The sequence below is a fragment of the Enterococcus sp. DIV2449a genome, assembly GCF_051711225.1.
Lineage (GTDB): Bacteria > Bacillota > Bacilli > Lactobacillales > Enterococcaceae > Enterococcus_D > Enterococcus_D casseliflavus.
Genome location: NZ_JBIOME010000001.1, coordinates 921,001 through 934,095 on the forward strand (window position 1 = coordinate 921,001; position 13,095 = coordinate 934,095).

Genomic DNA, 13,095 nt, shown 5'->3' on the forward strand with positions numbered 1-13,095 from the left:
GAAGTAGCAAGCAGTTAAGAAGAGAGCAATTGAGTTTTCAGCTTGGGCATTTCTGCTTTGAGTTGTTGGCGAGCAAAAGCCAAGTCATTGATCCAAGAAGCAATCGCTTCTTTTTCTAAGAACAGAGGCATTCGATCATGGACTGGTTCAACAGAATCGTTCGCGGCAGTCGTTAGAATGATTGATTCGGTTTCGATTTGATCCTCTTTTTGAAGGATGCGATAAAAACCAGCGGCATAAATCACGTGATCTTGCGAAAAGAGAAACTTTTCCTTTTCATGATTCCATTCATAGAAACCAGACATCGGAAAGACACAGCGATGTTCTTGGAAAGGTTTGCGAAAAGTCGGTTTTTCTTCAACGGTCTCAGAACGGGCATTGATCATCAAATGCCCTTTTTTAAAGCCGGTAAAGCCCCATCTTGTCACACCAGCTACAACTTGTTGTTGTTGATTTGCACCGATGGTTACGACATGATTGGAAGGGAAAACATCATTGACAGCGACAGTCTGTTGGCGCTTGCGGGCTTTCGCCGCGGCTTCTTGATAATATTCTGACAATTCGCCAGTTGTTGGGTCAAATAAGTATCGGCCGCACATGGACGGGTCACTCCTTTTTTTGGATTGGCTGGTGCCTTTGTTTCAGTATAAAGACTCAAGGCGTCAAAACCAACTAACTTGCTTCACTTCTCGATTCAACAAGAAAAGGAGCTTAAACATATGTAAAAAATCAGGAGTATCGCTTGATTTGCTGGAAATCAGATAACAAAAAAAGGCAGTCACCTACTGAGGTTGACAGCCTTTTTTATTCTAGTTGGTTAGCCAATTTTTTTAACTCTCCCGCCGATTTTATTTGCGAAACGTTCAGCATCTTCTCTGCAAGTATAGGTCAATGCAATTGTTTTGTCCCGTGTTCTTTTTCCTTCGGCGGTTAGATAACCATGAAAGATTTTAATCGCATACAATAGATAAACACCTCCTTATCCTTGGTAATAATAACAAATTTACCGCTTACATTCAAGGGATATAGTAAAAGTTTATTTTTTGTTAGTTATTTTATTAAGAATTTATTCAAAGCTTTAAGAAACGATTGAAGGAGAAAGGGAGGGGAGTGGAATAGACCAATTCGTATTTGAAGGAAAGACGAAGGAACGGAAACGTATAAAATTTCTGCTACTTGCTTTCCAGCATAGAAGGACAAAGAATGAAAGCTATTTTGTTTTGACATTTCAACAAATAGACCAATCGAAGAATAACTAAGATATGTGTCAAAAGTAGAGAATAGAAGCAATTTTCGTTTTTTGCGTGTTATTGATACATTTTTCCTCAAAAAATGATTTGTAGAAAGAAACGATGACTCAAGCGCTATATAAGCACGAAGCTTGTTGTTTATTGTGTTGGCAAGTTGCTGGTTTTTGGGGAATAAAAAAGCAAAAGTTGTTCTTGAAATGTCCGTCTGACAAAGGCAGCTTTTGTGAGAAGCTCAACGGGGGCTTAACCGATCGTGTGAAAAATTTTAAGGAAGCGATTGACAAGTTTTTTTTGAAGTGCTATGATACCGATGTAATTAGATAACGGTTACAGAAGTGCTGTGACCAAGAGGCGTGTTACTGTAAGAAGGCAAACCTCATATTCCACCAAGGGTGGAGTATGAGGTTTTTTAGTGTTTTTAAGGTGGGGGAAATCATGAAAATAAAGAAGTTTTTAAATAATAATGTTGTCTTACTAAAGAAAGGCAGCAATGAAATTATCGGATTTTCTACAGGCATCAGCTTCAATAAGAAGGTAGGAGATGATGTAGAAGAACAAGATTTTGAAAAGATTTTTGTATTGGATACCCATGCAATGCTGGAACATTTTAGCTATCAATTAGGAAAATGCGATCCGAAATACGTTGCGATCGTTGCTAAAATTGTGGCTTATGCCAAACAGAATTATCGCTTAGCAGTCAGCGACTATATTTATTTGACTTTGCTGGATCATATTGATTTCACTGTTCATCGGATCAAGCAGCAAATGACTTTTCATAGTCCTTTACAATGGGATATTCGGCGATTTTATCCCGATGAATATGCCATTGGGGTGTATGCTGTCCAGCTTATGGAGCAAGAACTAGCGATCGATGTACCAACAGAAGAAGCGATCTCCATCGCATTGCATTTTGTAAATGTCCAATCACAAAAGAAGGATATGGCGGTTACCAATCAAATCGCGAAGTTTATAGAAGACGTACTGACGATCGTAAAGTATGAGTACAAACAAAATTTTGATGAGAATAGTTTCCATTATTCTCGCTTTGTCACGCATCTGCACTATTTCGCACAAAATGTGATCAATCATACACTTCCCAGCTATGAAGCGTCGACGCTCTATGCACAAATTGAAAAGATGTATCCGCAAGCATTTCACTGTGTGGAAAAAATCAAGGTTTATATCAAAAATACGTATGATATCAATATCTCAGAAAATGAAGAAATCTATCTATCACTCCATATCCAGAAATTGACGGAACAAGGAGAAAGGGAGAAAAACAATGGACTATAAACAACTAGCCAATGAAATTTATGAAAATGTCGGCGGTGGTAAAAATATCCAGCACGTGACCCACTGTGCAACAAGACTGCGTTTCACGCTGGCCGACGACAAAAAAGCTGACAGTGAAGCAATTAAACAATTAAAAGGAGTGACTGGACTCGTTCAGGGAAATGGTCAATACCAAGTGATTATTGGGCCGGATGTATCGAGTGTATACGCGCAACTTCCGACGACAGAAGCGACGGCTGATCAAAGCAACAACGATCAATCGATCATCTCACGACTCCTTGACTTTATCGCAGGTTGTTTTACACCGATGATTGCAATCATTGCAGCTGGAGGAATGCTGCAAGTGGTCCTTTCACTGTTGGAGTTATCAGGCATTTTAGCAGCAACTGATGATACGTATCTCGTATTGTATCAAGTATCGCAAGCAGCCTTCTTTTTCATTCCCGTTTATTTAGGAAATTCTGTGGCCAAACGATTAAAAATTGATCCTTTCTTAGGAAGCTACGTCGGAGCGATTTTTGTGATGCCTGGATTGACGGCCCTTCTTAGCCAAGAAGGAGGAATCTCATTATTTGGGTTACTCGTACCGAATGTGAGCTACAATGCCTCCGTTTTGCCAGTCTTATTAAGTGTCTGGGTTATGTCTTATGTTTATCGGTTCGCCGATCGGATTTTACCGAACAGTGTCAAATTTATTCTACGTCCTTTGATCGCCATCATCGTGATCACACCGCTGGCTCTATTACTAATCGGACCATTAGGTGTGACGATCGGTAACTATGTGTCACAGTTTTTGAACTACTTAACAAACAATTTTGGTCCGTTAGCGGTCTTGTTTATGGGTGCCTTTGCTCAATTGCTAGTAATGACGGGCATGCACACGACGCTGACCCCTATTTTATTAACTTCTCTGGCGACGTACGGGTATGATGATTTGATCGTCCCTGGTATGCTGCTTGGATTGGCTGCCGAAGCAGCGATTTGTTTAGCGGCTGGAATCAAAGCTAAGGATACGGAATTTAAACAAGTGAGTTTTTCATCAGCAATTACTGCCCTGATGGGTGTGTCTGAACCTGCTTTGTACGGAGTAACACTACGTCTGAAAAAACCGATTGTCGGAATGATCCTTGGGGGTGCTGCTGGGGGACTTTATTTTGGTTTGATGAAAATCAATACGCCAGTCGTCATTGCTTCATTTGTGGCGCTTCCATCATACAGCAGTGTGTTTCATGCGCTGATCGGCTCGTTGATTACTTTTGCGATTGCCTTTGCCTACACCTGGCTCATGGTCAAAGATGCAGATTTTCCTAACAATAATCAGCCACAAGCAGTAAAATCTGGAGCGCAAGATGCGACACCCGAAGCAACTGATGTTTCTTCTGAAACGAAGAAAGAACAAACAGCGATTGAAAAAATTGTATTATCACCTTTAAAAGGGACTGCGGTTCCATTGACAGAAACCAATGATCAGGCGTTTGCTTCATTGGCATTAGGTAAAGGAATTGCTGTTAAGCCACACGATCAACAGGTGATAGCACCATTTACGGGACAGGTTTCTGCCGTTTTTCCAGGAAATCATGCGATTGGACTTACCAGTACCGAGGGGATTGAACTACTGATCCATATCGGTATCGATACGGTGAATATGCAAGGAAGTGCCTTTGAACGACTAGTCAATGAAGGTGATCTAATCACAGTGGGAGAAACGTTATTGCATTTTGATTCAGAAAAAATCGCTCAGGCAGGGTATGAAGATACCGTTATGATCACTGTTACTAATACGGCAGACTTCTTAGATGTTGTGGCACTTGCCCAACATCAAGAAATTCAAGCTGGCGATCAGTTATTAGCCATTTTTTAACCATTAGAAAGAAGAAAGGATGACAGCAATGAGTTTCCCAAAACATTTTTTATGGGGCGGCGCTTCGGCGGCAAACCAATATGAAGGCGGCTATAATGAGGGCGGAAAAGGGCTCGCTTGTGCTGACTTGATCAGTGGTGGCAGCCATACGACTTCTCGGAAAATCACAGCGAAAATTGAAGAAGAGTTGTTGTATCCGAGCCACGAAGCAACTGATTTTTATCATCATTATCAAGAAGATATTGCATTGTTTGCAGAAGCTGGATTTAAAGCTTTCCGCATGTCAATCAACTGGACACGGATTTTTCCCAAGGGCAACGACGCTGAACCGAATGAAGAAGGACTGGCCTTTTATGATCGTGTGTTTGACGAGTGTCGGAAGTACGGGATCGAACCAATTGTAACCATTGCTCATTTTGATGTTCCCGCATATTTGAGCCAAGAATACAATGGTTGGGCGAGTCGTGAAGTGATCGACTTTTATGCGAGATATGCGGCGGTATTGTTTGAACGCTATCACGAAAAAGTAAACTATTGGATCACTTTTAATGAAATCAACACGGCCACTTTAAGTATCGGAAACTTTTTATCACTGGGACTGCAAGTTGGTGAATCTGAATTTATCAATCAGCCGGATAATCTACAGCAACGATACCAAGCCCTGCATCATCAATTTGTTGCCAGTGCAAAGGTTGTCGCTTACGGACATGAACACTATCCAGATCTGAAAATCGGCTGTATGATTTCTTATATGCCACGCTATCCTTATACCAGCCATCCAAATGATGTATTACTAGCCAAACAAGAAGAAAATATGCACTCGAAGTTTTGTGGCGATGTGCAGGTCACAGGGAAATATCCTTATTATGCAAAGAAATATTTTGCTGATCATGGCTTTACAATCGAGTTTGCACCAGAAGATCAAGCGATCCTATCTAAGGGAACAGTGGATTACTACACGTTTAGTTACTATCTAACACTTTGTGTCTCTGCAGATGAGAAAGTTACCAAAAATGGACACAGCATGATTGGCGGCTCTGGCGTAAATAATCCTTATCTAGAGCAGACGGAATGGAATGCGATGATTGATCCAGTAGGATTGAGAATTGCGTTGAATGATATTTATGATCGCTACCAACTGCCATTGATGATCGTGGAAAATGGGATCGGGGTTTCAGAAACTGTTGCTGAAGATGGACAGATTCATGATGATTATCGTATCAATTATTTAGAAAAGCATATTGCTGAAATGGAGAAAGCCATCGATGATGGTGTCGAGTTGATTGGTTACACGATTTGGAGTGCCGTCGATATTGTCAGTGCTTCTACAGGAGAAATGAAAAAAAGGTATGGCATCATTTTTGTGGATAAATATGACGACGGGACAGGGAATTTAGATAGAAAGAAAAAAGACAGTTTCTATTGGTATCAAAAAGTGATTGAACGAAACGGCTTATGATTAAATACTCCAGTACTTGCGGTGAATAAGTGCTGGGGTTTTTTTGCGCATCAATTTCAGCGCGTACAAAACAAAAACCACGCGTAGCTCACGCGTGGTCCCTATCGGTGGTTCATGTCAATTACGCCAATAAACAAACCGCCCATCAAATACGGTCGCTTCAACAGTCGTTTGAAGCAATTCTTCGGCAGTCAAAGGCAAGATGTTTTGGGACAAAATACAAAGATCGGCTAAACAGCCAACTTCTAATCGCCCGATATCTTGCCGACTCAAGGCTTTGGCGGCGCCTGCGGTGTGGGCATAGAGGGCATCGGCGATGGAGATTTTTTCTTGTGGCATCAATCCGCCTGCAGGCTGGCCGTTTTTTTCCTGCCGAGCAACCGCATAATACAGCGAGTCTAAAGGGGTCACGTCGATCACGACTGGCGTATCAGTCCCAAAAGCCAAGGTTGCGCCTTGCTCTAGAAAGGACTGAAAAGGAAACATTTGACTGGCACGCTGAGGGCCTACTTCTTCATCGAGGGTCTCATAACCGACTAATAAATGGCTAGGCTGTACGGAGAGTACCAGTTGTTCTTGGCGAACTAGTGGCAGATCAGCGGCATCCATCACTTCCAAGTGTTCCAAGGTATTGGCTTTTCCTTTAGAAAGCGGGTGAGCAGCAGCACTTTCTTGATAAAAGAGGAGTGCTTGTCGAATCGCTTCATCACCGATGGTATGGATGCGCATCGGCCAGTCTTGCTGGTTGGCTTGTAAAATAAAGCGGCGCATCCGTTGAACATCGATCAAGGGCATCCCGACATCACCAGCAAAATACGGTGTTTCATATTCCTTTTTTAAAAAAGCCGTGTGCGTACTCGTCACGCCATCAAAAAATTGTTTGACGCCGCCCATTTGTACTTTTTCGGAGCGATAAGTATGGTAAGTTTCTTTCAGTTGCGTGATGTCTTCTCGCATGGCTGGATAAAAGACAGCGCGCAAGGTCGCTTCTGCTTCTGTTTGCCGATAAAGAGTGGGGTAAACCAAATCGTCCCAGCTTTCTCCTGTCAAGGCAACATCACCGATCGTCGTAATGCCGTATTGATTGAGCTGCTTCATATAGGTCAGAAAGGCAGCAGGGCTTTGTGCCTGAAATGACTGTAAGACCTTTGCTAAATAATGAATGGCGATCGCTTCTAAAAAGCAGCCGCTTAATTGTCCGCTGTTTTCGTCAAGCAGTGCCTCCCCGCTGATCCCTGCTGGTAAGTTCTCAGGTGTGATCCCTAAAGCAGCGATCCCTTGGCTATTCAACCAAATACTGTGGGCATCACCTGAAATCAGCATGACAGGCGTGTCGGCACAATAGTTGTCGATTGAATCTTTCGTCGGGTAGACTTGCTGACCGAAATCACTGCTGAACCAGCCGATGCCGATTTTCCATCCATGGGTGATGGGCAAGGCGGGTACTTGCTGGGCAACGGCTTCTTCTGTCACTCCCGTAAGATGGGTCAGTGCCCCTTGATGGAGTAATGCGGAAAGATAAAAATGAACATGAGCATCAATAAAGCCTGGGATGATCATTTGTTCTTTGAGATCAATGACCTGGGTGTCTTCAGCAAGTGTTGGCAGCGCTGAAAGAGGACCTACAGCCGTGATTTTCTGGTCTTCTATCAGGAGAAAGCCCGCAAAAGTCGTTTTCGTTTTGGTATCAAAGATGTGTTCAGATTTTAGTAATAGTGACAATTATAATCCCAACTTCCATTCAAGGAAAAGGTCGTTGTAAAGCTCAACCGCTTCTTTTCCTAAGTATTCATAATGTTCCATTTGTTCCATCGCACTTGGCTCAGGGTAGAAAGCCTTGTCAGCAGTCAGTTCTGCTGGCAGCATGGCTTTGGCCGATTCACTCGGCGTGGCGTAGCCCACGTATTCGGCATTTTGTGCGGCATTTTCTGGTCGCAGCATAAAATTGATGAAGGCGTAGGCTCCCTCAAGATTGCCAACGGTTTTCGGGATCGCAAAATTGTCTGTCCAAATCGCACCGCCGTCATTGGGAACGATATAGGTGACGGCAGGATTTTCCGCCATCACATAAGCGGCATCGCCCGAATATCCGATTCCTAAAGGGGCATCGTTGTTGATCATCAAGGTTTTGATCTCGTCGGTCAAAACTGCTTTGACGTTGGGACGGATACTTTCCAGCTTCTTCAAGGCTTTGGCGACCTTGGTCGGGTCTTTTTCATTTTGGGAAAGACCGAGCGTCTGTAACGCGATTCCTAAGGTTTCGCGAGCACCATCCACCATCAATACATCATTTTTAAATGCAGGGTCCCATAAGTCACTCCAGCCATGGATCGAAGAAACATCAACTTCTTCAGTATTTGCCATGATTCCGATCGTGCCCCAAAAATAGGGGATTGAGTAGGTATTGTCAGGATCAAAGGCTTGATCCATCAAAAAAGGCGAAAGATCTTCCGTTCCCGTCAATTTCTGATGGTCTAAAGGCACTAACAATCCTTCTTCGATCATTTTCGGAATGATCGATTCGCTAGGGAAAACCAAATCATAGCGCGAGCCGCCTTGTTTGATTTTGGTTTCCATCGCTTCGTTGGAGTCAAATGTATTATAAATCACTGAGTAACCAGTCTCAGTTTCGAATGTTTTGATCAATTCGGGGTCAATATATTCGCCCCAATTGTAAATAATCACTGTATTTTTGTCGGACGACGTTGCTGCCCCCGATTCTTTCGTTAACACCGAAGCACCTAAAAACAGCAACGCGGTGATGCCGATCACACCGCCAAAAAATACCCACAACCTTTTCAATTCATCAATTCCTTCTTTCTCTACAATTTCGTATTTCTTGAGTAGCGTAATTGATTTTTAAAGAAAAGGCAATAAAAAAATGAAGAAAAAATAAACCCGTTTCTTTCAAGGCTTTGAAGGAGGAACGGCCAGGTGGCTGGGGCAGTTTCCAAACATATCATTTGTCAAATTCCCTCCTTTTGCCTAAGCTAGGGAAGTGAGAAATCAAGGGATGGAAAAACAGGAACCTCTCTTTGATGAAGAATGAATGTAAGGAGTGAAGCATCAATGGAAACACGTGCTGTCGTTATTGAAGCCTATGGTGGAAAAGACCAATTAAAAGAAGCAACGGTCCAATTACCAGAATTAAAAGCAAATCAATTATTAGTCAAAGTTGCCGCAACGTCCATCAACCCGATCGATTGGAAATTAAGAGAAGGCTATTTAAAACAAATGTTTCCGTGGGACTTCCCAATTATTTTAGGCTGGGATGTCGCAGGGGATATCGTAGAAATAGGTGCTGACGTGACAGAGTTCAAAGTTGGTGATGCGATCTATGCCCGCCCTGAAACGACTCGTTTTGGGACGTATGCTGATTACGCCATCGTGGATGCTGAGTTAGCAGCGATCAAACCAGAAAACCAAAACTACGCAGAAGCAGCTGCAGTGCCATTAGCTGGTTTGACTGCTTACCAAGCGTTGTTTGAACACGGTCGTTTAAAAGAAGGGGAAAAAGTCTTGATCCATGCCGGAGCAGGCGGAGTTGGTACCTATGCGATCCAACTAGCAAAAGCAGCTGGCGCTTACGTCATCACGACGGCTAGTCCTCGTAACCATGAGTTATTGCAAAAACTTGGTGCCGATGAGATCATCGATTACCATACGACAGATTTTGAAGAAGTCTTGCAAGACATCGATTTGGTCTTTGATACGATGGGGGGCGACACCCAGAAGAAAAGTTTCACTGTCTTAAAACCTAAGGGCCGTCTGATCTCGATTTTGAGTATTGAAGACGAAGACTTAGCAAAAGAAAAAGACATCTTCGCCAAAGCAATTTGGTTACGAACCAACGGCAAACAATTGGCAGAATTGACAGAGCTGATCGAAGCAGAAAAAGTCAACAGTATCATCGGTGCAACCTTCCCATTGACAGCACAAGGAATTTACGATGCCCACGCATTGAGTGAGACACACCATGCAGTCGGCAAGATCGTTATTGAAAACCAAGACAATTTCATCAGCCAAGACGCAGAATAAAGGAGGCTGAACCGATGCGCTTATGGCATGAAGCGCTGATACCTGCTTTGCCTCGGCAGCAGCTGTTAGGCCAGCATCGTGAAGCAGCAGCCTTGCGGGGGCTAGGCTGGGGTAAAAAGCACGCAACCGTCGATTACGTTTTTACCCATCCGCCCTATAAATTGTTTCAATACCATCAGTTAGTGCTGGATGAAATGACCCGTCGAGGCTATCGGCCAGCACCTGAATGGTACGATCCAGCGTATCGTGGCAAAAATCTGCCGCTGGAACCCTCCGTTCAAGCTGTTCCTTTGACTACGCCGATCTATCCAGAACATGATGAAGCATACTTGGAAGAATGCTTAGTGAATCTCCATAGTAAAGGGATCTATCTTTAAAGACCAAACACTTTCCTGAATATTTGTTCGGGAAAGTGTTTTTTTGCTTTAAAATCGACAACTTACAAAAAGTAAGCATATTGTTCGCAACTTTTTTTGTTCCTTGTTATAGTGAGAACAGAGAATCAGTAATGAGAAATGAGGAAAAGAAAATGACCATCAATCACAGAAATCTTGAATTTGGGTTAGATACGTTTGGCGATCTAGCCTTTGATGATACAACGAAAGAACGGATCAGTTACAGCGAATCGTTGCGCAATATCGTGGCAGAAGGAAAATTAGCCGATGAAGTCGGCATCGATGTCATTGCCTTAGGGGAGCACCATCGGGAAGAATATTCGATCTCAAGTCCTGATACGGTACTAGCGGCTTTAGCAATGGTTACCAAAACCATCAAACTAGGTACCGGTGTAACTGTTTTGAGTTCGGATGATCCCGTGAGGGTCTACGAACGGTTTGCGACCGTTGACGCGTTGTCGAACGGTCGTGCACAAATCATGCTGGGACGAGGATCTTTTACTGAATCATTCCCTCTATTCGGCTATGACTTGCAAGATTATGAAGAACTATTTGAAGAAAAAACAGCGATGTTCAGTGAATTGAGAAAAGGCAAACCATTAACTTGGGAAGGCAAGTTCACGCAATCCTTAAAAAATGCCGACGTTTTTCCAAAAATCGAGGGACACCAATTAGATACCTATGTAGGTGTCGGTGGAACCCCTGAATCGATCATTCGTGCCGTCCGTTATGGGTTTCCCGTTATGTTAGCGATCATCGGTGGCGAACCTGCTCGTTTTGCGCCCTATGTTGATCTGTATAAAAAGGCAGCGCAGCAACTGGGACAACCGATTTTGCCAATCGGCATGCACTCCCATGGTGTGATCGCCGACACCGACGAAGAAGCCTATGAAATCGGCTGGAACTACATTAAAAAGAGCATGGACAAAATCGGTCTTGATCGCGGCTGGCCAGCCATGAGCAAAGAGCGCTTTGACTTTGAAGTCGAACATGGGTCTTACTATGTAGGCAGTCCAGAAACCGTGGCGCAAAAAATCGCCCGTATGATGCCGCAAGTCGGTGTAGAACGCTTTGATCTGGTTTACGGTACTGGCGGCCAGCTGCAAAAAGACCGTTTCAAAACGATTGAATTGTATGGAACCAAAGTGATTCCACGGGTGAAAGAATTGTTGGCAGCAGGTGATGGCAATGCCTAAAACCATCGGTATTTTAGGCGCAGGCAAGTTAGGCTTAGCGCTCGCAAATCTTGGTGCCCAGGCGGGCTATCGGGTCTTGATCGCTAGTACGAAGCCAGCAGAAAAAATCGCCTTGTCCGTTTCTGTGTTGGCTCCGGGAGCGATCGCAAAAAATGCCGTTGAGGTGATGACAGAAGCCCAAACGATCCTTTTGGCAATTCCGTTGAGTAAGTACCAACAGCTACCAGCAGAAGCTTTGGCTGGCAAGCTAATAATCGATGCCATGAATTATTGGTGGGAAGTCGATGGCAAAGAAACAGAATACTCATCCATCGAGCAGACTTCTTCGGAACGTGTGCAACGCTATTTTTCCCAAAGTAAAGTAGTCAAAGGATTCAATCATATGGGGTACCACGACATCCAAGAGGAATCCTTGCTGACGAGAACGGCTGCTCAAGGAACTGCCAAAAAAGCCATCGCCATTGCTGGCGATGACCAAACCGCCCTCGATCAGACAGCAGAAATCATTGCTGCCTTCGGCTTTGATCCCTTTCCTATCGGTGCTTTAGCTAATGGCATCATGTTAGAACCCGGCAGCCCTTTCTTTGGTGCCAATCAAACCAAAGAGGGATTGACGGCATTGATGAAGGCGTTTTGGAGCAGTGAGAAAGGGCAAGCGTTTCTGGCGCGTCCTTCCGCTGTGAGTAACAAGCAGCAGGCTTCGCAGTAAAAGAGCCGCCTCAATGTACGATTGGATACGATAAAAACAACCCTCTTCTCAAAAAAGAAGAGGGTTTTTCCCATCCAGTCAAATCAGCACGTGGTCGCTAAAAAATACAATGTGATTGTTACGATTGTGATTCGTAAGCAGTGGTTGTTACGTTTACGTCTCTGCCAGACGTTCCATAGTGTACATATTAGCCTGTACCTGCTTTGTGCTCGCCTTTGACACCCACCCATGTTTGTTAAAGATCGACCAGCCAGTTGGTTTGTTGGATCTTTCCATCTAATTCTCGCAGCTGTTTGGCGGTCGCATTCAATTGCTCCGTTAGCGTTTTTGTATCGATCGTGCGCACCAGTCGAATTTCGTTGCGACCCATTCGGGGAGCTGCTTTGGTTTCATCCAGTGCTTGCGTAAGCAGTGCATGCTTACGGCGCAGCTGTTCTCGCTGTTCTAGTGCTTCCATCAACAATAACGCACTATCTGCTAAAGAGGCAGTCGCATTTTTCCGATTGATGGCTACGACTAGTTCTGAATACTGTTGATTGATCTCATCGTATTCCTTGAACAATTCTGTGATACTGCGATCCAAGGTATCGCCTTCTTGGACTAACATACTACTAGAGATTTCGTTGCGCAATTGAAACAGACGATTGTTCAAATCTCGTCTTAAAAGTAACGCTTCTGCTAATTTCATTTTGGCACACTCCTTTTTACAAATGAGAAGGCTTATCTAGTTCTTATCCTAGAGAAGAAGGTGACGAAAGGCAAGCAAGACGCAAAACAAGCACTAATAGAAAAATCATAAAAAACTGAATATTCGCAATTCTTGTTGACTTCCAAAAACACCAATAGTATACTTTAAAACAATCATGAAATAGACAAAAAAACGTCATTTACCTG

At 43.5% G+C, this 13,095-nt stretch carries 12 protein-coding genes; 7 read left to right on the forward strand and 5 right to left on the reverse strand.

The window, feature by feature from the left end:
* Positions 1 to 14: 14 nt before the first annotated feature.
* Both IGI76_RS04440 and IGI76_RS04445 read right to left on the reverse strand, forming a co-directional pair.
* Complete coding sequence (locus IGI76_RS04440) at positions 15 to 599, reverse strand: SOS response-associated peptidase (RefSeq protein ID WP_005225388.1); 585 nt, start codon at positions 597 to 599, stop codon at positions 15 to 17.
* Positions 600 to 817: 218 nt separating this feature from the next.
* A complete protein-coding gene (locus IGI76_RS04445) occupies positions 818 to 964 on the reverse strand; it encodes a hypothetical protein (protein WP_005234527.1) in 147 nt (48 codons plus the stop codon).
* Between the two features lie 721 nt (positions 965 to 1,685).
* Here IGI76_RS04445 and IGI76_RS04450 point away from each other — a divergent pair.
* The 3 genes from IGI76_RS04450 to IGI76_RS04460 are packed head-to-tail and all read left to right on the forward strand — an operon-like array spanning position 1,686 to position 5,863.
* Positions 1,686 to 2,543: a PRD domain-containing protein gene (locus tag IGI76_RS04450; protein WP_074534926.1), complete on the forward strand. Its 858-nt coding sequence runs from the start codon at positions 1,686 to 1,688 to the stop codon at positions 2,541 to 2,543.
* The gene (locus IGI76_RS04455; RefSeq protein ID WP_142973717.1) at positions 2,533 to 4,404 is read left to right on the forward strand and encodes a beta-glucoside-specific PTS transporter subunit IIABC; all 1,872 of its coding nucleotides are present in this window, start codon (positions 2,533 to 2,535) and stop codon (positions 4,402 to 4,404) included. Before IGI76_RS04450 ends, IGI76_RS04455 begins: the two co-directional genes overlap by 11 nt.
* Before the next feature lie 28 nt (positions 4,405 to 4,432).
* Positions 4,433 to 5,863 carry a glycoside hydrolase family 1 protein gene (locus IGI76_RS04460; protein ID WP_270266263.1) on the forward strand — a complete coding sequence of 477 codons (1,431 nt, stop codon included), beginning with the start codon at positions 4,433 to 4,435 and terminating at the stop codon, positions 5,861 to 5,863.
* A gap of 117 nt (positions 5,864 to 5,980) precedes the next feature.
* Here IGI76_RS04460 and IGI76_RS04465 read toward each other — a convergent pair whose 3' ends face one another.
* Entirely contained in the window at positions 5,981 to 7,585 is a 1,605-nt protein-coding gene (locus tag IGI76_RS04465) for an amidohydrolase (protein ID WP_270266265.1), read from the reverse strand.
* Complete coding sequence (locus tag IGI76_RS04470; protein ID WP_115232034.1) at positions 7,586 to 8,665, reverse strand: ABC transporter substrate-binding protein; 1,080 nt, start codon at positions 8,663 to 8,665, stop codon at positions 7,586 to 7,588.
* Between the two features lie 267 nt (positions 8,666 to 8,932).
* On the opposite strand from IGI76_RS04470, the gene IGI76_RS04475 reads away from it, so the two are divergent.
* From IGI76_RS04475 to IGI76_RS04490, 4 genes are all read left to right on the forward strand, one after another.
* On the forward strand, positions 8,933 to 9,901 hold the full coding sequence (locus IGI76_RS04475) for an NADP-dependent oxidoreductase (RefSeq protein ID WP_015509211.1): 969 nt from the start codon (positions 8,933 to 8,935) through the stop codon (positions 9,899 to 9,901).
* A gap of 14 nt (positions 9,902 to 9,915) precedes the next feature.
* A complete protein-coding gene (locus IGI76_RS04480) occupies positions 9,916 to 10,278 on the forward strand; it encodes a TIGR02328 family protein (protein WP_016610641.1) in 363 nt (120 codons plus the stop codon).
* A gap of 152 nt (positions 10,279 to 10,430) precedes the next feature.
* Positions 10,431 to 11,492 (forward strand): LLM class flavin-dependent oxidoreductase, encoded by a 1,062-nt coding sequence (locus IGI76_RS04485; protein WP_015509212.1) that lies wholly within the window; start codon positions 10,431 to 10,433, stop codon positions 11,490 to 11,492.
* Complete coding sequence (locus IGI76_RS04490; RefSeq protein WP_270266587.1) at positions 11,485 to 12,201, forward strand: NADPH-dependent F420 reductase; 717 nt, start codon at positions 11,485 to 11,487, stop codon at positions 12,199 to 12,201. Before IGI76_RS04485 ends, IGI76_RS04490 begins: the two co-directional genes overlap by 8 nt.
* Before the next feature lie 235 nt (positions 12,202 to 12,436).
* Here IGI76_RS04490 and IGI76_RS04495 read toward each other — a convergent pair whose 3' ends face one another.
* Positions 12,437 to 12,889 carry a DIP1984 family protein gene (locus IGI76_RS04495; RefSeq protein WP_270266269.1) on the reverse strand — a complete coding sequence of 151 codons (453 nt, stop codon included), beginning with the start codon at positions 12,887 to 12,889 and terminating at the stop codon, positions 12,437 to 12,439.
* Positions 12,890 to 13,095 lie beyond the last annotated feature (206 nt).